We start from the raw sequence: 19,136 nt of genomic DNA on the forward strand, positions 1-19,136 counted from the left end.
GCATTATGTTGCGTCAGGAGGCGGCCGCTTATGTACCGCACATAAAAAAGCTGCCCCCCTTGGGGACAGCTTCTTTTTTTATCTTTTTCTAAGCGGCTCCAATATGCCTTTTTGAATCAGCAAGTGGAAAACGGACAGCACGACGGATGCCCAAATGGCGGTGCCGAACCCGTCAATCTGAAAGCTGTCTCCCATCAAGGCAGCGGTCATCATCAGCGTGATGGCGTTGATGACAAACAGAAAGAGGCCGAGGGTTACAACCGTGACGGGCAATGTCAATATAATGATGATCGGCTTGATCAGCACATTTAACACAGAAAGAATCACACTTGCGATGACAGCCGCGCCGATACTGCTGATATGAACGGAATCAAAATATCCCGCAATAACGATTAATAATAAAGCATTTACTAAAATGCTGACTGCCCATTTGATCATTTATTTCAAATCTCCTTCTAAAGGTACAACAAAACACCAGATAATATATACAATCGGCACGATTCCGCTCGTGACAAGCGCTAATACAACGGTTATGATGCGCAAAAGCGATGCATCCATATTGATGTACTCCGCCAACCCGCCGACGACACCGGCGATTTTACGGTTTTTTTCTGAACGGTAAAGTCTTTTCATCCAAATCACCTCTGAGTATGCTTGAGCTTAATGGCCCCTGTTAACGATTCTGAGAAAATCGAGAGATGCTGATCATGGCCTTGATTTGATGCCAGCATCAGTTCTTTTTGAATGGTATCATTCTTTTCCTTTAAAATCTCCGCATCAATCAGCTCATGGCTGAGAGAGCCGAGATTGCTTTTCAGCTCCGCTTTCACCGCCGCGTCATCAGGCAGGGCGATTTCCACGTTTCCGGTAGTCGTTTTCGTGTAGATGGAGCGGCAATGCGGCGCAGTCACGGTAAGCATGATATTGCCGTTAAAACTTTGGACGTCAATGGATTCACTCGATCCGCGCAAATCAATCAAGCCGTTAATCGTTTCCGCTTCAATCGTGCCGCATTGGTGTCCGGCCAGCTTGATTTGTCCGTTAGCCGTTTCCGCCGACGCTTTCTCAGCCGTCAAATGAGAGAATGACAGAACGCCGTTTGTCGTTTTCGCTGAGAATTCTTTTACATGTAAATGTTCCCCTCTGATCGGTCCGTTAAACAGCTTCACTCTTATCTTATCGTACTCTTTCTGAGGAACATAAAGCGTCACATTGGTTTTCATCGTTTTCTTTTCTGTGCGGACAAAAAACTTATTGCCCTTCACTTCACATTCAATGTGCTGAAGAAATGCGGTGCGTGCCGCCTCCTGACTGTCCGCCCGGTACACTTTCGCCTGGCATTCGGCTCTGATATCTTCATCCGCCCAAGGCACGATATTGACGCTGCCGTTTGCGATCTGCATATCAATGGCCGAGAACTCACTGTCTTTAAATTGAAAAATATGCTGGACTTCGTGTGCATGGCCGAAATTCAGATCGAGATCCGCTTCCTTCACTTTTTTGACGGCCGAATCAATCCAATCGAACAGCTTAGCCCCGATCGAGGGTTTTTGGCTTCCTTTTGTCCCGCTTTCGAAATCTTCCGCGGGTTCCTGGACCTCTGTTGATAATGCGGTGATCTGTTCTTCTTTTTCTTTATATTCGTGATCAAGTTTTTCAATGAGCGTCAGAGCTTCCTGCGCCGTCAGCCTGCCTTCTTCCACAAGCTTTAAAATCCGTTCTTTTTCCTGCTTCATACAAAACTCCTCCCCCGACTTTTCTTACACCTGGCGTAATACCTTAATTCCCTGCACGATATTCCAAATGACCATTGCGATGAGGATCAGAAAATAAACAGCAGCTCCTGTTATCATAACAAAAAACGGAACCATACTCTCCCCCTGAGCCGTAATCACTCCGCCGACAACGCCGGCGATCACAATCAACAATCCCGCAAACGGAATGATGTGAGAAATCAGGGCGCGCATGGCATGCCGCTTCGTCTCTTTTTCATCAACGACAAAGTAAGCCACAATCGGAAGAATGAGCGGCGCGAGAAACACGCTGAAATAACAGATTGATGCGATAATCGCTTGGTTTCGATTCAATAAAAACACTCCCTGTGCTGTCATGTAAAAAACCATTCCTTATACATACGTATGACGAATGGGCGGGTTTCATTTTCATGCTAAGGACATGCTTCGTTATACATAATTTTGGATTTCCGGGATCTCACTATAGAATCTTTTCCCCGAACCCATTACAATATGTAACAAAGCCTGACCGTATGCAAGGAGGACATACAATGGAGAAAGATCCCGGAAACGACCAAGTGACGGAAGAAAGTCTGCGAAAATTAATTCGCGAACAGAAAAGAATGAACAGTGAAATGCTGGCTGAATTGGAACAGATCAAGGCAGCCCCACTTCCCATTTCCCATGATATTCAATATATAAAAGTGCTGCTGGACAGCAGCAGCACCCATATTCTGCAGGACTTGATGCATTTAAGCAAACAGCTTCCCCGACAGAAAAAAAGCCTGTAACAAAACAGCCCAAAACCGATACGTTTTGGGCTGTTTTTATTGATCTATTACGTGGCTGCCGTTTCTTTTTCGGCCAGCAATGTTTTCATCCGTTTTTTATCACGTTCCATTACCGGTTTCAGATAGCGGCCCGTATATGATTCCTTCACTTCAACAACTTCTTCAGGTGTCCCGGAGGCTACGATCGTGCCGCCGCCCGCGCCGCCTTCAGGTCCCAGATCTACGATGTAGTCCGCCGTTTTTATGATATCGAGATTGTGTTCAATGACCAAAACGGTATCCCCGTTATCAACGAGTCTTTGAAGCACGACCAAAAGCCGTGCGATATCATCGACGTGGAGGCCTGTCGTCGGTTCGTCCAAAATATACAGCGTCCGTCCGGTGGAGCGCTTATGCAGTTCGGAAGCAAGCTTCACGCGCTGCGCTTCTCCGCCTGACAGCGTCGTCGCCGGCTGGCCGAGCGTCACATACCCGAGTCCGACATCGGCAAGCGTTTGAAGCTTGCGTTTGATTTTCGGGATATTTTCAAAGAAAGACAGAGCATCTTCCACCGTCATATCCAGAACGTCAGAAATGCTTTTTCCTTTGTATGTGACCTCAAGCGTCTCCCGGTTGTAACGTTTGCCGTGGCACACTTCGCACGGGACGTACACGTCGGGAAGAAAGTGCATCTCAATTTTGATGATGCCGTCGCCGCGGCAGGCTTCACAGCGCCCGCCTTTTACATTAAAGCTGAATCGGCCTTTTTTGTAGCCGCGCACCTTCGCTTCATTTGTCTGCGCGAACACATCGCGGATATCATCAAATACGCCTGTGTAAGTTGCCGGATTTGATCTCGGTGTCCGGCCGATCGGCGCCTGATCGATGTCGATCACCTTATCAAGATGATCGAGGCCTTTGATCTCTTTATGGCTTCCCGGTTTCGCTTTGGCTTTATGAAGTTTTTGCGCAAGCGCCTTATGCAGAATTTCGTTCACAAGCGTGCTTTTTCCGGAACCGGACACACCTGTCACCGCCGTAAAAGTGCCGAGCGGGAATTTGGCGTTCGCTTTTTTCAGGTTGTTTTCTGAAGCGCCTTTAATTTCAATGAATCGGCCGTCAGGCTTTCTTCTCTCCGGAGGCATCGGGATGAATTGAGCCCCTGATAAATAACGTCCGGTCAGAGAGTCCGCATCATTCATCACCTCTTCAGGCGTGCCCGCGGATATGACACGGCCGCCGTGAATGCCGGCGCCGGGGCCGATGTCTATCAAATAATCGGCAGCCATCATCGTATCTTCATCATGCTCAACGACGATCAGTGTATTCCCGAGATCTCTCATGTTTTTCAGCGCGCTGATCAGACGGTCATTGTCACGCTGGTGAAGGCCGATGGACGGCTCATCCAAAATGTACAGGACGCCTGACAAACGGGAGCCGATCTGCGTCGCAAGCCTGATACGCTGGGCTTCTCCGCCTGACAGCGTCCCTGCCGCCCGGCTAAGCGTCAGATAATCTAGACCGACTTTATCTAAGAAACTGAGCCGCTCCACAATTTCTCTTAAAATTAAATCGGCAATCTGCATATCTTTCTCAGACAGCGTCAGGTTTTTGAAAAATTCCAGCGCATTGCCGACGGAAAGCTCGGTAATGGTTCCGATGTGGCGTCCGTTGACCAAAACGGCCAGCGCTTCTTTCTTCAGCCGGTAGCCTTTGCACGTCGGGCACGGCTTCTGTGACATGTACTGCTCCATCTGTTCACGGATATAATCGGAGCTTGTCTCTTTATACCGTCTCTCAATATTGCGCAGCACACCTTCAAACTCAATTTCATTTTCCCGCACTTGCCCGAAATCATTCTCGTATTTAAAGTAGATCCGTTCATTGCCGCTGCCATAAAGCACTTTATCAAGCTGATGATTCGGCAGGTCTTTGACCGGAGTCTCCATATCAATGCCGTAATGAGTGCAGACCGCCTGAAGCAGCTGCGGATAATATTGTGAACTGATCGGCGTCCACGGCGCGATGGCGTGTTCCTTTAATGACAGTTCAGGATTTGGAATGACGAGTTCAGGGTCCACTTCCAGCTTCAAGCCAAGACCGTCGCAAGTCGGACAGGCGCCGAACGGGCAGTTAAACGAAAACAGCCGGGGCTCAAGCTCACCGATTGAAAAACCGCACATCGGACAGGCGTGATGCTCGCTGAACATCAGCTCTTCCTGGCCGATGACATCAATCATGACTCGGCCTTCTCCTAAGCGGAGCGCGGTTTCCAGTGAGTCGGAAAGCCGGGCGGCAACACCTTCCTTGACGACAATCCGGTCAATGACTACTTCAATGGAATGCTTTTTATTTTTTTCAAGTTCGATCTCGTCGGAAAGCTCGGCCATTTCTCCGTCAATCCGGACTCTTACGTAACCTTGCTTTCTGATTTGGTCAAGCACTTTGACATGGGCGCCTTTTCTGCCGGAGATAATCGGCGCAAGCACTTGAAGCTTCGTCCGCTCCGGATATTCAAGAATCCGGTCAACCATCTGTTCAATCGTTTGAGACGTAATTTCGATCCCGTGCTCCGGGCAGTGCGGCTTCCCGACTCTCGCGTATAACAGCCGCAGATAATCATAAATCTCCGTTACCGTTCCGACGGTTGACCGCGGATTGCGGCTTGTCGTTTTCTGGTCAATGCTGATGGCCGGAGAAAGCCCTTCAATCGCATCAACGTCCGGCTTATCCATCTGCCCTAAAAATTGGCGCGCATAGGCGGAAAGCGATTCAACATACCGCCTCTGTCCTTCCGCGTAAATGGTGTCAAAAGCAAGGGATGATTTTCCCGATCCGGACAGACCCGTCACGACGACGAGCTGATCCCGCGGAATCGTTACATCAATGTTTTTTAAATTATGCGCCCTTGCCCCTTTCACCTCAATCCGGTCAATTGCCATGTGTTCATCATCCTTCCGCTTTTAGCTCTAACAGTAAATCACGAAGCTCTGCCGCCCGTTCGAAATCAAGCGCTCTGGCCGCTTCTTTCATTTCGTGCTCCATTTGCTCAACGACTTTCTGGCGTTCTTTCTTCGTCATCTTCGCCAGCTTAGGAGCGGCTTTTGTTTTATATTCTTCTTTATCCTCAGCGGCCTGCGTCGCGCGGATCACATCGCGGATTTCCTTATTGATCGTTTGCGGCGTAATGCCGTGGATTTCGTTAAAGCGCTCCTGCTGTTCCCGCCGGCGCTTCGTTTCATTAATCGCAATTTCCATCGAATGCGTGATTTTATCGGCATACATGATGACGCGTCCCTCTGCGTTCCGGGCCGCCCGTCCGATCGTCTGAATCAGCGACCGCTCGGAACGAAGGAAGCCTTCTTTATCCGCATCCAGAATGGCGACAAGTGACACTTCCGGAATATCAAGCCCTTCCCTCAGCAGGTTGATGCCGATTAACACATCATGTTTCCCGAGGCGGAGGTCACGGATGATTTCAATCCGTTCAAGCGTCTTAATCTCTGAATGAAGATAATTGACCTTGATACCGATTTCCTTCAGATAATCGGTCAGGTCCTCTGACATTTTTTTTGTTAAAGTCGTCACGAGCACGCGTTCATTACGTTCAATCCTCGCCTGAATCTCACCGATCAGATCATCAATCTGCCCTTCGATCGGACGGACATCAATGAGAGGATCGAGAAGTCCCGTCGGCCTGATGATCTGCTCGATCATTTCCGGCGTATGCTCAATTTCATACGGTCCCGGGGTAGCAGAGACGTACACGATATTGTGCATGTGCTTTTCAAATTCCTCGAATCGAAGCGGACGGTTGTCAAGCGCTGACGGCAGGCGGAACCCGTGATCGACAAGCACCTGTTTTCTTGCCTGGTCACCGTTGAACATGCCGCGCACCTGCGGAATCGTCACGTGTGATTCATCAACGACAATCATAAAATCATCCGGAAAATAATCAAGCAGCGTATACGGCGTGGAGCCCGGAGGACGGAGCGTCAAGTGTCTTGAATAGTTCTCGATCCCCGAGCAGAAACCCATTTCCCGCATCATTTCAAGATCATATCTCGTACGCTGCTCAAGGCGCTGGGCTTCCAGAAGCTTGCCGTTTTCGCGCATGACTTTTAAGCGCTCCTCAAGCTCCTGTTCAATATTCAGAATCGCTTTTTCCATCTTTTCCGCCCGTGTGACGAAGTGGGAAGCCGGGAAAATCGCGACATGATCGCGGTCGCCGAGAATTTCTCCGGTCAAAGCGTCAACCTCTCTGATCCGCTCAATTTCATCACCGAAAAATTCCACTCTGATACAATGTTCGTCACGGGAAGCCGGGAAGATTTCCACAACGTCTCCGCGCACGCGGAACGTCCCCCGCTGAAAGTCGATATCATTGCGGGCATACTGGATATCCACAAGCTTTCTCAGCAGCTCATTTCGCTCAATCTCCATTTCCGGTCTGAGCGACACGACCATTTCCCGGTATTCTTCAGGCGAACCGAGACCGTATATGCATGATACACTCGCGATAATAATGACATCTCTCCGTTCAAACAGAGAGGATGTGGCGGAGTGTCTCAGTTTATCAATTTCATCGTTAATGCTTGCGTCTTTCTCTATAAATGTATCCGTCTGAGGCACATACGCCTCCGGCTGATAGTAATCGTAGTAGCTGACAAAGTATTCGACAGCGTTGTTCGGAAAAAACTCCTTAAACTCGCTGTACAGCTGTCCGGCAAGGGTTTTGTTATGGGCAATGACCAGTGTCGGCTTGTTGACTTCTTTAATCAAATTGGACACGGTAAAGGTTTTGCCCGTCCCTGTCGCGCCCAGGAGAGTCTGGTGTTTTCTGCCTTCCTGTATGCCTTTGACAAGCTTCTCAATCGCTTGCGGCTGATCTCCCTGGGGCTGATATTTCGAGACTAACTCAAAACGATCTTTCACAAAAAAGCCTCCGTTTCTTTACGAAATCTTCCTATTGATATAGTAACACAATGACGGGCAAAATCACTAAAAATACGAACTAAAGTTCGATGGTTTATTTTTACCAAGTCAATTTTTGTATAAAAAACCTGCTTTTATGGCGTAAAAGCAGGCATTCTATTTCATATTCACCATGTCAGGCATTGTCTTTCTTTTTGTCTGCTTCTTTTTTAGCCATGTACAGCCCGCCGGCTACCAGAGAGACGACATCCAATCCAACGATAAAATACGTTTCGGTGTAGCCTTTTAAATAGGATGCGAAAAGCAGCGCGGCTGTGAGAGCGATCGCCACATAGTGGTTAAAAGTGACCCTCGTAAAAAGGACGACCAGCATAAAAGGGAAACATAATGCAAAAACGGCTTTTGTAATCACAAAAACCCTCCTCGGGAATTCTTCATCTCATCTGATTATAGTAAAAAATGAAGAATCGGACAATCGTTCCCCTGCTATCACAATACCCTTTTTCACCATTCTTCAATCATCTGTCAGAAAAAATGTAAAAGTAAATCCATTGAACCGTTAACAAAATGAATCAAATTGCCTTTCTTCAGCCGAAAGGCGGAGAACGATTAGGTCTTTGTGTCTTTGACAGTTTCTTCCTCCCTCTTTACAATGTAATGATAGTGTTCACTATCATTTTCTTGGATGAAGAAAAAAGGGGGCATCACTCATGTATTCAGTACGATTTCAAAAAGCGGAAGAATCAAGCCGCTCAGCGGGAGCAAAAGGAATGAACCTGATTAAACTGACGAAAAACGGCCTGCCCGTTCCCGACGGTTTTGTCATTCAGACGAACGCTCTGACACGTTTTATAGAAGACAACCGGCTTCAAGCAGCAGACGCACATATGGAGCGCGCCATTATGAACGGCACGTTTTCAAAAGAGCTCCGAGATGAGCTGGCCGCGTCATTTTATGAATTGAGAGAATCATACGCCTCTGTCGCCGTACGTTCCTCATCCGCGTCCGAAGATCTTGAAGGCGCTTCTTTCGCGGGCCAGTACGAAACCTATTTAAATATCAAAACAGAAGAAGAGTTTCTAGGAAAAGTGAAAGAATGCTGGGCTTCCTTCTTCTCGGCGCGGGTCAGCGGCTATAAAGAGAAAATGAACAACGATACCGCAGAGCCGTTAATGGGTGTTGTCGTGCAAGGGCTGATCAATTCTGAGGTTTCGGGGGTCATTTTCAGCCGCAACCCGGTCACACACGATGACGGAGAACTGATGATCAGCGCGAGCTACGGCCTCGGAGAAGCAATCGTTTCCGGCAGCGTGACGCCCGACACATTTATCGTCAATAAAGGCACATTTCAGATTGACAAAGAAATCGGCTTAAAAGAAATATATATCGTTTCTCAAGAGGAAGGCGTGACGGAAAAAGAGACGTCCGCTGACATGAGAAACCGCTTCTGCCTTGATGATGAGAATATCAAAGAGCTTGCCATGCTGACGATCAAGACAGAAGAACTGTACGGTTATCCCGTGGATCTTGAATTCGGATTTGCCGAAAATAAGCTGTATCTGCTTCAGGCCAGACCGATTACAACGATCGTGCAGGATCAGAAAGCGTCGGACGAAGAACGGGAATTTATCATGACGCCCCGGGATCAGAAAGATTTTTGGCTTAATATGGAGTCCAATATAGAAGGCCCCGTGAGCCCGTTATTCGCCTCGCTCATTGTGCCGGCTTTAGAATACGGCCTCAAAGAGAGCACAAAGACATTCCCAGTAATGGGCATCGAAATCGAGCGTGTCAAGCTTCATCAAGGCCGTGTTTTTTCCAGACAGCATAAGACGGACGACAAGCTGCCCGCAGAACAGTTAGAAGCGCTATTTCCCATCTTGGCTGACCGCATGTACGATATTATTCAGGAAACCTTTCTGCCTTTTTATCAAAAGCTGGACGAACTGGCGCATACAAACCATACACGGGAGACTGCCCTCGATGCGTTCCGAAACCTGCAAGACTTCTATTTGAAAGGATACGAAGAACATTTCAACATTGTCTTTCCGCAGGTTGCGTTAAACATGATGCTGGAATCGATGTACGGACAGATTGAGAAAGAAAACACCTCCCTCTTGTACGAAATGCTGGCGGGTGTCATGAATAAATCATTAGAAACAGACAGACAGCTTTGGCTGCTTTCCGGACAAGTAAAAGACAGTCCTGAGCTGCGGCGTGTTTTTACGGTTTCTCCTGCCGATGAGCTTCATCAGACGCTTCTGCAATCAAATGAAGGAAAGCGCTTTCTTGAACAAGTCGGTGAATTTTTACAGGAATACGGCTGGAGATCCGTGAAAAGCCACGACCTGCTCGAAGAAACATGGGCGGAAAATCCTTATTTCGCTTTGGCTAACATTCAGAACTATGTCCGGAACGGCTACGATTTTGACAGTGAGTTTCATAAAACGATAGAAAAACGAAAACAGCTTTACGCCGCCTTCATGGAGAAAATCGAAGATGACGGCTTCCGGGAGAAGTTTGACCGCTATTATCAGTGGACGCTGTCTTCCTCCGTCATCAAAGATGATCACCATTTTTATATTGATGCGATGCTGGACGCCAAAGCGCGCCTTTGCCTCTTGAAAATCGGCGAGCTGCTTGAAAAACAAGGCGTGATCGATGACCGGGAGGATATGTGGTACTTATACAGCGATGAAGTCGAGAAAGCGCTGGCGTCGCCTGTTCCGATGCAGGAAAAAGCGGCTGAACGTAAACAGCTGTTCCAGCAATATCAGCTTCTTGAAGCGCCCGCTTATCTCGGCACTCCGACTCCAGAACAGCTGCAAGCGGCTGAGCAGATTACCGGTTCCATCACAGAAGATGAAAAAAACACTGAACATCATATATACGGACTTGCGGCTTCAAGCGGAATCGCAAGCGGCCCTGTGAAAGTCATTCGTGACGCAAGTGAATTTTCCCTTTTTTCATCAGGAGATGTGCTTGTCTGCAAAATGACGACACCGCTTTGGACCAGTCTGTTTCAAGACGCAAAAGCCGTCATTACGGACACGGGCGGCATCCTGTCACACGCGGCCATCATAGCTAGAGAATACGGGCTTCCCGCCGTTCTCGGCACTCGCGCCGCGACTGACAGGCTCAACGACGGAGATATCGTCTCGGTAGACGGCACAAACGGCAAGATTACGATTGTCAAACGCGCTTCATGCTAGGTTTCCCTCTTTATTGACGGGCAGGGCGGGTGTATACTTGTCCTGCCAGTATTTTCGCGAGGTGAAACATGTTGAGAACGACGAACAAGAGAATTCTTGACGCTGCGATGAATCTTATTATCCAAAAAGGATACCGCGCCGCGACAACAAAGGAAATCGCAGAAAAAGCGAATGTAAGCGAAGCAACGATTTTCCGTAATTTTAAAAACAAACAAGGACTAATGAAAGCAATGATTGAGCAGCAGGCGCCCGCACCGGAAAACATGATCGCCAAGGCGGAAGGCGACCTGTATGAAGATCTTCTTCATTTCGCCACGGCCCTTTTGCAGCAATTGGAACAAAAAAAAGAGGTGTTCCGTATTTGCCTGCGCGAACCGGAACTATTCGAAGACGTCCTGCAGGATATCATCGTATATCCGCAATCTGTGAAAAAGGATTTAATCGTTTACTTTAAGGAGCTGACCAAGAAAAACATCATAAGCCCCGGCAGTGAAGAAGCAAATGCAGACGTCTTTATGACAATGGTCTTCGGTTATTTTATGCACCGTCTGCAGCTGGGGAAAAGGGTCATTACTCTTTCTGAGGAAACGATGCTGAAACACAGCACTGAGATTTTTATCAAAGGAATCGTCAGCCGGTAATTTTTCCGGCTCCTAGGAGGATGAAGGATGGGTTCAAAGAAAGAATGGGCGCTGATCGTTTCGCTTTTGCTGGGAGCCATACTCGTTCCCATCAATTCTACGATGATCGCAGTCGCCCTTTCATCCATTTCCCGCTCATTCAGCGAATCAATTGCCAGCATCACATGGGTAGTGACGGTGTATTTAATCGTGATGGCCGTGACACAGCCCATTGCCGGCAAGCTCGGTGATATGTACGGGAACAAAAAAATGTATTTATGGGGCGTCGGCCTTTTTCTTATCGCATCATTGGGGTGCGCCCTCTCGCCAAGTCTTTTCTTATTGATTTTCTTCCGGGCGCTTCAGGCCGCCGGCGGCGCTTTGCTTACGCCAAACAGCATCGCCATCATCCGCCATGTCGTGTCTGAAAAACGGCTTCCGAAAGTATTCGGTTTTTTCGGCCTCGGTGCCGGACTGGGCGCGGCTCTCGGCCCGTTTATCGGCTCTCTTCTAATCGAGAGCTTCAGCTGGCATTCTATCTTTTGGGTCAACATTCCGTTTCTTGCGATCGCACTCGGGACGGCATTGATGATGTTTCCTAAATATAAAGAAGAAACTTCTGACGCGCCGCTTGATATCATCGGATCTGTTTTGCTTGCCGGAAGCATTGTATCTATTATTCTTCTGACGAAAAACGAAAGCTCTATGGGCTATTGGGTATACGCGCTGCTCATTCTTGTATTTGTTCCGTTATTTTTCAGGCGGGAGCTGCGCACGAAACATCCGATTATTGATTTTGACCTGTTTAAAAGCTCGACATTTACAAGCGCCAATTTGTCGGTTCTGTTAAGCAATCTAATGATGTACGCCGTGCTATTGATTATGCCGCTCTTTATGACCGGCCACTTCAGCATGAATACGTCGCACAGCGGCATGGCGCTGTCCGTCTTTTCGATTTTTATGTCCGCCAGCAACTGGGGCGGGGCTCAGCTGCATCATAAATGGGGCGCGCGAAGAATGATTTTTCTGTCCTTCATGCTGATGGCCGGAGCCAATCTCTTATTTCTGCTTTTGGTTTATTCCCATTCCGTCCCGTTCCTTATGGCATCGCTTATTGTCGGCGGCATCGCATCCGGTGCGGGGCTGACGAGCATGCAGGTGTCTTCTCTTGCGACGGTAGAACCGGGCATGTCAGGCATCGCGTCCGGGATTTTTTCCACCTTCCGTTATTTCGGAAGCATTATTTCTTCAGCACTGATCGGGTTAATCTCCGGATTTCATATTCTGTTTATCATATTGATCGGCGTTTCTGTGATCGGCATGTTCGTATCACTTGGAATTAAGTCCGGGGAAACCGTTCATACGAAAAAAAGCCATTCGGCGTAAACGAAAAAGGTTCCGTAAGCATCTGCTTTCCGGAACCTTTTCTAGTTTTTCTTCTTCATTTTCTCTTTCAAAGTGTCACCGCACTCCCCCGATGCATAGAGTATCGCAACGCCGTTTGCTCTATGAGAATCTTTTCGTTAAAAGAGAAAAGGGGAATGTAAATGGCTAAGAGTTCAGACCAAGTTAGGCCGCTGGCGCCGTCTCTTACAGTCAGCGCCGTTCAAAACAGCACAGAAGGAACAGCGTCAGATCTCGTTCTTACCTATTCGCCGAATTCCGTGCTTTCGTTAGGCGGAGTCGTATTCCGGCTGCCTGAAGGGTTTACCGCAACGACGAATGACACCATCAACAACAATAATTTAACTTCTTCACAAATATCAGAAGGCGGCAGAAAAGTCACGTTGCCATTGACGCTCGATCTTCTCGGACTTGCCCAGTTCACGCTTGTGCTGACAAACAAAACACTCCCGGCGGCAGGCACGTATACCTTTTCCGCAGAAAATACGGTGCTGATCATCGGTTCTCTGCTGCCGGCCTCCGCTGATCTCACTGTGAATCCGGCAGCTTTTGCTTATGTGACCAACTATTTGAGCAACCATGTCGGCGCTATCAACAGAATCACCGGCACGGTTTCCAGTGTCATTCCGGTTGAGGCTGCGCCGCTTGGCATCACAATAAGCCCGACGGCAGATTTTTGTACGTGTGTAATTCGGGAGAAAACAGCGTATCCGTTATCTCAACCGAGACAAGCAGCGAGGTCAAGAGAATTCCGACAGGCGCGTCTCCTTATAAAATCGCAGCTTCGCCAAACGGAAACTTTATATACGTCACCAACCAGCAAAGCAGCAATGTTTATGTGATTAACACACAAACCAATACCGTCATCTCAGTCATTCCCGTCGGCCTTCTGCCGACAGGCATCGCCGTATCGCCGAACGGACAGCTTGTATATGTGCTGAATACCAATACCAACACCGTTTCCATCATCCGCACGGCAGACAATACAGTGACGGCAACCATTATTCTGCCGTACAGTTCTCCTTCCGATCTCGTCTTTTCGCCGGACGGAAGCAAGGCTTATATTACAAACCTTAACAGCAACAATCTCTCCATTATTGATACCGGCACAAACACCATCATTGCTACCGTCAACACGGAGCTGAATCCGCTCGGTGTCACGATAACGCCTGACGGAGCGAAAGTGTATATTTTAAATTCAAGCAGCGGCACCGTATCTGTGCTCAATACAGCTGCAAACACGATCACAGCGATTATTCCTGTCGGTCAGTATCCGTACGGCGCCAAACCGGATACTGACGGAACACGTATCTTCGTCACGAACTTTTTCAGCAATCTGATTTCCGTCATTGACACGGCGTCCGATACCGTCGTCGGCACCATTACCTCAGAATTGTATCCGGCTGACATTGTAATCCGGCCGTAAAAAAAGCCCGGCCGCCGTGTTTCTAACGGCACCGGGCTTTTTTTATAATGCTGTCATTTCTTCTTGCTCATGTTCATCCTGCACGAATAAAATACCTAATTCATGATGTTCGCCTTCATAGGACGCGCGCTGATCAAACCGGATCTCACCGTTCAGGCCGATGATCTCCATTTTTACAAATGCGCGATTTTTTTGAAGTGCTTCATAAAAATCCGATACATGCTTCACGGGTATGCCGTTTACTTTCGTAATAATCTCACCGATCTTCAGATTAAGATCTTCCGCGGGCGTATTCGGAATGATACCGAGCACCATTAAGCCCTGATCCCGCTTAGAGAAATAAAACGGAGCCGCATTATCGTTCAACCGCTGTCTCAATGATAAAAACAAGCGTCCGAGCACCGCGATACAAACGGCAGCACCGGCAAGCGGAGTCCACCAAAGGGCCGCTGCCCCGAACGCGGTAACGATCATTCCGAGATACATGACACGTTTCGCCGTTATCCTTATGCTGACCTCCGGAAGGGATCCCTGCACACGCTGTCCGAAGCCCGCGATATAAGGAATCCAGATCAAATGGAAAGAGCCGCCCGGCACGGTAAAGACAGGCCACCAAGAAAGGTGTGTTTCAAGCCCGCTGCCCGGCACCAATAAGAAAAGCGGAAGCAGCCATGCGCGATTCGCCAATTGACGGCCGATGGGCAGGCCTCTGCTGCTGACGACAAGCGCCGGAGATGTTTTTTCATGCGCTGAACGGTAAGCAGCCGCTCCCTCTGTGATGATCAAAAGGCCCATGAACACGGCCGCCGATGCCCAATTCACGCCGAATGCCTGCGGAAACCGATCCGCAAACGGCAATGTGTGGGTATATTGAAGGACAAACACAATGAACATACCGGCGCTGACAATATAAGCTGATGACAGCCAATTCATACGGAACGTCAGCGAAGCCAAAGCCGTCACGGCCGCAATGATGCCGAGAAGACCGAATGGAATCGAAATTCCCAGTCCAAAAAATAATATGGAGAGAAGAATCCCCGGTATAAGCCCTTTTATGTATGTAAAGATAAGCTCGTCATACATATCTGCGATTTTTGTATGAAACGTATGGCGTTCACGTTTAATCCGCAAATATCCGCATGCGAGACTTATGATGATAAAAAACCAAAACATCGGGTGCAAAAAAAACAGACCGATACTTTTCAGAAGTTCAATTCCCCATTGAACAGACACTGCTTTCACCGCCTCAAGCCAAACATTTTAATTCTATTCTACCAAATAATCATTGGCTTGAATATCTCAAACGTCTATCTCTCTTCCGTCATCCACAGTGTTACATTTGAGAGAGAGAAATCTTTCAGATAGTGGTCGACCTCCACCTCGATCACGCCGCTGATCAGAAGCATGGACCGCTTAATATCCGTCAGATTGATTCCTAAACGTTTATGGTTTTTCATTAAGTAAGTGAAATAATGCTTTGCACACTCTTCATTGATTTCGTGAACACTTTCAACATTTGTGTAATTGACCAGGTATCTGCTGAACAGCATGAGAAGACTTAGTGCTTTTGTTGATGAAAATGTGACGTCTTTTGTTCTGTCTTTTAGTTGTTCCACTAATTCATAATATTTTTTTTCACGCACAATACTTGCCCTCTTCAATTGTGAACCCCCATTTTTTTATCCAGATAAGCACGGGTGATTACAGCTGCCGTGCTGAAGCGCCGCAAACACTTCTGCTTTCAATACTGAAATGCAGCTGCCAGACTAAAACTGTTCTCTATTAGAACCTTCTTTTATTGTAAGAACTAAAACTGACTGAGGCAACTTTCAAAAGTTTCATTTTGAATACATATTAACTCGGCATAAAGTCTCTCTTCCCTATAAATATCGGGTAATGTTTGTCCTTTATAAATGTTTAAATGTGAAAATTTTTTAAATATCTTGTCAAAAACGTCATAATTATATATCTTTCGATTCATTTTTGACGAAGGACAAAAGAAACAGGAGGCGAAAAAAACGCCTCCTTTTCATTTATTTTACAAATAATGATTTTAACGCCATTTGCAGCTGTAAATCATTTTTTTCGTCAGATTTCTTCTCGTTCATCAGCTGATTCATTTTTTCCGCTGTTTTTTTATCAATGACAGCTGTTTTATCAAGCTTGTTCCGGTCTTGAAACGCCAGAACGGCTTTTTTCATTGTTTTGCTGAAATAGCCGTCCGCCCTGCCCGGGTCGAAGCCCAAGCCTTTCAGCAGGATTTGGGCGTGTTTGACATCCGCACTGTTCATATCAGGCTGAAGCGGCTGTTTCAGCTGAAGCGGCCCCGCTGCAAAATAATCCGGCTGGCTCACGGCGATTGTCGGGGTAATGCCTTTTTTGTGAATCCAATTGCCTTTCGGTGTGAGCCATTTGTACAGCGTCAATTTAATGTTGCTGCCGTCTCCCATAGGTACGGCCTGCTGAACCGTTCCTTTACCGAAGGAGGTATCACCGACAACGTCATAATGTCCCGCCTCTTTCAATGCGCCCGCAAGAATTTCCGAAGCGGAGGCGCTTCCTTTATCTGTGATGACATTGATAGGATACGGCTTTTTATGTTTTAAGGTTGAGAAATATTGTTTTTTATTCCCGTTACGTTCCGCGATTTGAATATACGGCATGTCTTTTGTGACGAAATGCTTTAAAATTTGTTCGACGCTTTGAAGGTATCCGCCGGGATTTCCCCTTACGTCAAGAACGAGCCCGTCAATCCCTTGTTTCTCAAGCTTTTTCAGCGCCGCTGCGAAGTCCTGAGCGGTATGCTCGGAAAATGTGGATATGCCGATATAGCCGACATGATGCCCGCCTGATTCTTTGCGGGAAGCAAATACGGTTTCCAGCGGAATTTCCGCTCTTTTAATCCGGAATGACAGCTGTTTTTCAGTGCCCGGACGCTGTATTTTAATAGAAACTTTCGATCCTTTTTTCCCCCTGATTTTCAGCACGGCTTCGTTTAAATCTTTCCCGTTCATTGACTCGCCGTTTATACTGATGATTTCATCATTCGGCTTGAGGCCTGCTTTTTCAGCCGGAGATTGCTTAAACGGTGAAACGATAATGATTTTATTATCTTCCATACCGACTTCAGCGCCGATACCTTCAAAAGAAGAATCAAGAGAATCGGAAAACTGCTTGGCGGTCTGCTTGTCCATATAAACGGAATAAGGGTCGTTTAATGTAGACAGCATCCCCTGAATCGCTCCTTCAAGAAGCTTTTCTTTATCTACATTTTCTACGTATTCGTTCGAGATCAGCTCATATGCTTTTTCGATTTTTTCCATTGCCTGGCTTCTTTCTGCTTCTGATGAATTCGGCTGTGCCGCCCCGGCAATATGGGCGCCGCCGCACATGATGCTGACGGCCGCTATCGCTGTGATAATTTTCTGTTTCATCGTTTACCTCCTCTTAGTCCTTTTACGAAAACCTGGAGATAGTATGTGTAAACCGGAAAGAATTCATGTAATGGCAACAAAAAAATGAATACGCAATTGTTTCATATAAATGGGTAACGTATAATATTCTGTATATAATTCATTAAATATACAGGAGAATACGATATGAAAATAAAATTATCAATTTTATCCGCAGCGGTGCTGGCCGCAGGCATAACCGCCTTTTTCTGGCAAAAAACAGAGGCCAATGAAAAAACGCAGACGGATGCCCTGTATGTTTCTCCCGCAGGCAGCGATCAAAATGATGGAACGAAAGAAAAGCCTTTCCGCACATTGAAGCATGCGGCGGAAAAGGCTGAGGCCGGAACAACCGTATTGATTCGGGAAGGAACGTACGATGAAACATTTGAGGTCAAGCACAGCGGCACGTCTGAGAAGCCGATTACATTTCAGAACTATCAGAATGAGCATGTCGCCATCAGCGGCAAATCTGTGTCAGACGGCGATTCTGAAACACCATTAATTCAAATCCTCAATAAACAGTACATTACCATTCACGGCATTACGCTTGAAAATCTCTCCGTTTCATCAGAAGATGCGACAGCGATGGGAATCTACGTCACCGGATCAAGCAGCCATATTACCATTGACGGCAACCACATCCAAAACATTAAAACAACGGCTGATGACGGAAATGCACACGGCATCGCGTTTTACGGCACAGGCGCGATGAAGGATGTCAGCATCACAAATAATACGGTTGAAAAACAGACGCTGGGCGCAAGCGAGGCGGTAGTTCTGAACGGAAATATTGACGGATTTAACATCGCCGGCAATACCATCCGGGACAATAACAATATCGGGATTGACGTGATCGGCTACGAAGGAACGTCCAAAGAAAATGATTATGCGCGAAACGGCGTCATTGAAAACAATACAGTGAGCCATAATTCCTCTTACGGAAATCCCGCCTACGGCAATGAATACTCAGCGGGCGGTATTTACGTTGACGGCGCAGAACATGTGGACATTAGGAAAAACACCGTTTACAACAATGACCTCGGCATTGAAGCCACTTCTGAGCATAAAGGGAAATACGCACAAGATATCCGGATTACGGATAACAAGGTGTATAACAATGCTTACACGGGTATTTCAATCGGGGGCTATGACACGAAGCGCGGCGGCACAATTAATTCCGTGATCGCTCACAACATCATGTACCGAAATGACACGAAGAACCTTGACGGCGGCCAGCTGCTGCTGCAGTACGACACAAAAGGGAACACCATCGAAAAAAACATCATGACGGCAAGCCGTTCCCGGATTTTTATCGCAAATGATTTTACGAAAAACGAAAGCAATACCGTTAACCATAACGTCTATCACAAAGAAACAGGAAAAGACGGCATTTGGAATTGGAAAAACAAAGAATACCGCTCATTCACAGCTTACCAAAAAGGAACGGCAAACGATTCAAATTCGATTTATGCGGACCCGATGTACCGTGACGAATCGTCTTATGACTTTACATTAAAGCCCGGATCACCGGCCCTGCCCGTCATTCAGTAACGGAACCATCAAAAAAAGCCAGTCTTTATC

General features: G+C 47.3%; 16 protein-coding genes and 1 pseudogene. 7 read left to right on the forward strand and 10 right to left on the reverse strand.

Annotated features, from left to right (window positions below):
• Nucleotides 1–78: 78 nt before the first annotated feature.
• Genes ACW5MY_RS16695 through ACW5MY_RS16710 form a run of 4 tightly spaced genes read right to left on the reverse strand, consistent with a single transcriptional unit; the run spans nucleotide 79 to nucleotide 2,087 of the window.
• Complete coding sequence (locus tag ACW5MY_RS16695) at nucleotides 79–438, reverse strand: phage holin family protein (RefSeq protein ID WP_013353752.1); 360 nt, start codon at nucleotides 436–438, stop codon at nucleotides 79–81.
• The gene (locus ACW5MY_RS16700; RefSeq protein WP_003151448.1) at nucleotides 439–633 is read right to left on the reverse strand and encodes a PspC domain-containing protein; all 195 of its coding nucleotides are present in this window, start codon (nucleotides 631–633) and stop codon (nucleotides 439–441) included.
• A gap of 5 nt (nucleotides 634–638) precedes the next feature.
• A complete protein-coding gene (locus ACW5MY_RS16705; RefSeq protein WP_013353753.1) occupies nucleotides 639–1,736 on the reverse strand; it encodes a DUF4097 family beta strand repeat-containing protein in 1,098 nt (365 codons plus the stop codon).
• 24 nt (nucleotides 1,737–1,760) lie between these two features.
• Nucleotides 1,761–2,087 carry a hypothetical protein gene (locus ACW5MY_RS16710; RefSeq protein ID WP_025649342.1) on the reverse strand — a complete coding sequence of 109 codons (327 nt, stop codon included), beginning with the start codon at nucleotides 2,085–2,087 and terminating at the stop codon, nucleotides 1,761–1,763.
• A gap of 197 nt (nucleotides 2,088–2,284) precedes the next feature.
• Between ACW5MY_RS16710 and ACW5MY_RS16715 the strand changes: the two genes are divergently transcribed.
• Nucleotides 2,285–2,524, forward strand: coding sequence for a hypothetical protein (locus tag ACW5MY_RS16715; protein WP_014471080.1), 240 nt, complete (start codon nucleotides 2,285–2,287; stop codon nucleotides 2,522–2,524).
• 47 nt (nucleotides 2,525–2,571) lie between these two features.
• Here ACW5MY_RS16715 and uvrA read toward each other — a convergent pair whose 3' ends face one another.
• The 3 genes from uvrA to ACW5MY_RS16730 form a co-directional block, all read right to left on the reverse strand.
• Entirely contained in the window at nucleotides 2,572–5,445 is a 2,874-nt protein-coding gene (uvrA, locus tag ACW5MY_RS16720) for an excinuclease ABC subunit UvrA (protein WP_289393951.1), read from the reverse strand.
• Nucleotides 5,446–5,452: 7 nt separating this feature from the next.
• Nucleotides 5,453–7,438 carry an excinuclease ABC subunit UvrB gene (gene uvrB / locus ACW5MY_RS16725; RefSeq protein WP_013353757.1) on the reverse strand — a complete coding sequence of 662 codons (1,986 nt, stop codon included), beginning with the start codon at nucleotides 7,436–7,438 and terminating at the stop codon, nucleotides 5,453–5,455.
• 175 nt (nucleotides 7,439–7,613) lie between these two features.
• A complete protein-coding gene (locus tag ACW5MY_RS16730; RefSeq protein ID WP_003151438.1) occupies nucleotides 7,614–7,850 on the reverse strand; it encodes a CsbA family protein in 237 nt (78 codons plus the stop codon).
• Between the two features lie 298 nt (nucleotides 7,851–8,148).
• Between ACW5MY_RS16730 and ACW5MY_RS16735 the strand changes: the two genes are divergently transcribed.
• The 5 genes and pseudogenes from ACW5MY_RS16735 (at nucleotide 8,149) to ACW5MY_RS16755 (ending at nucleotide 14,100) form a co-directional block, all read left to right on the forward strand.
• A complete protein-coding gene (locus ACW5MY_RS16735; protein ID WP_289393952.1) occupies nucleotides 8,149–10,650 on the forward strand; it encodes a PEP/pyruvate-binding domain-containing protein in 2,502 nt (833 codons plus the stop codon).
• Between the two features lie 71 nt (nucleotides 10,651–10,721).
• Nucleotides 10,722–11,291 (forward strand): TetR/AcrR family transcriptional regulator, encoded by a 570-nt coding sequence (locus ACW5MY_RS16740; protein WP_013353759.1) that lies wholly within the window; start codon nucleotides 10,722–10,724, stop codon nucleotides 11,289–11,291.
• A 27-nt stretch (nucleotides 11,292–11,318) separates the two neighbouring features.
• Complete coding sequence (locus ACW5MY_RS16745) at nucleotides 11,319–12,656, forward strand: MFS transporter (RefSeq protein ID WP_013353760.1); 1,338 nt, start codon at nucleotides 11,319–11,321, stop codon at nucleotides 12,654–12,656.
• 161 nt (nucleotides 12,657–12,817) lie between these two features.
• Nucleotides 12,818–13,195: pseudogene (locus ACW5MY_RS16750) on the forward strand (BslA/BslB family hydrophobin); the annotation flags it as partial.
• 161 nt (nucleotides 13,196–13,356) lie between these two features.
• A complete protein-coding gene (locus tag ACW5MY_RS16755; protein ID WP_013353761.1) occupies nucleotides 13,357–14,100 on the forward strand; it encodes a beta-propeller fold lactonase family protein in 744 nt (247 codons plus the stop codon).
• 42 nt (nucleotides 14,101–14,142) lie between these two features.
• Here ACW5MY_RS16755 and ACW5MY_RS16760 read toward each other — a convergent pair whose 3' ends face one another.
• The 3 genes from ACW5MY_RS16760 to ctpB form a co-directional block, all read right to left on the reverse strand.
• On the reverse strand, nucleotides 14,143–15,333 hold the full coding sequence (locus tag ACW5MY_RS16760; protein ID WP_013353762.1) for a S1C family serine protease: 1,191 nt from the start codon (nucleotides 15,331–15,333) through the stop codon (nucleotides 14,143–14,145).
• Between the two features lie 74 nt (nucleotides 15,334–15,407).
• On the reverse strand, nucleotides 15,408–15,761 hold the full coding sequence (gene swrA / locus ACW5MY_RS16765) for a swarming motility protein SwrAA (protein WP_013353763.1): 354 nt from the start codon (nucleotides 15,759–15,761) through the stop codon (nucleotides 15,408–15,410).
• 372 nt (nucleotides 15,762–16,133) lie between these two features.
• Nucleotides 16,134–17,492, reverse strand: a complete 1,359-nt coding sequence (gene ctpB, locus ACW5MY_RS16770; protein WP_374107361.1) for a carboxy-terminal processing protease CtpB — start codon at nucleotides 17,490–17,492, stop codon at nucleotides 16,134–16,136.
• Between the two features lie 207 nt (nucleotides 17,493–17,699).
• On the opposite strand from ctpB, the gene ACW5MY_RS16775 reads away from it, so the two are divergent.
• Nucleotides 17,700–19,106, forward strand: coding sequence for a right-handed parallel beta-helix repeat-containing protein (locus tag ACW5MY_RS16775; protein WP_013353765.1), 1,407 nt, complete (start codon nucleotides 17,700–17,702; stop codon nucleotides 19,104–19,106).
• Nucleotides 19,107–19,136: the final 30 nt, after the last annotated feature.

The sequence above is a fragment of the Bacillus sp. Bwzl_19 genome, assembly GCF_054900515.1.

What these genes read in the sequence shown, in the direction of transcription:
- uvrA (WP_289393951.1), bottom strand. Translation starts at nt 5,445, where the DNA reads ATGGCAATTGACCGGATTGAGGTGAAAGGGGCAAGGGCGCATAATTTA.
- ACW5MY_RS16705 (WP_013353753.1), bottom strand. Translation starts at nt 1,736, where the DNA reads ATGAAGCAGGAAAAAGAACGGATTTTAAAGCTTGTGGAAGAAGGCAGG.
- ACW5MY_RS16695 (WP_013353752.1), bottom strand. Translation starts at nt 438, where the DNA reads ATGATCAAATGGGCAGTCAGCATTTTAGTAAATGCTTTATTATTAATC.
- ACW5MY_RS16775 (WP_013353765.1), top strand. Translation starts at nt 17,700, where the DNA reads ATGAAAATAAAATTATCAATTTTATCCGCAGCGGTGCTGGCCGCAGGC.
- ACW5MY_RS16745 (WP_013353760.1), top strand. Translation starts at nt 11,319, where the DNA reads ATGGGTTCAAAGAAAGAATGGGCGCTGATCGTTTCGCTTTTGCTGGGA.
- ctpB (WP_374107361.1), bottom strand. Translation starts at nt 17,492, where the DNA reads ATGTGCGGCGGCGCCCATATTGCCGGGGCGGCACAGCCGAATTCATCA.
- ACW5MY_RS16700 (WP_003151448.1), bottom strand. Translation starts at nt 633, where the DNA reads ATGAAAAGACTTTACCGTTCAGAAAAAAACCGTAAAATCGCCGGTGTC.
- ACW5MY_RS16735 (WP_289393952.1), top strand. Translation starts at nt 8,149, where the DNA reads ATGTATTCAGTACGATTTCAAAAAGCGGAAGAATCAAGCCGCTCAGCG.
- ACW5MY_RS16715 (WP_014471080.1), top strand. Translation starts at nt 2,285, where the DNA reads ATGGAGAAAGATCCCGGAAACGACCAAGTGACGGAAGAAAGTCTGCGA.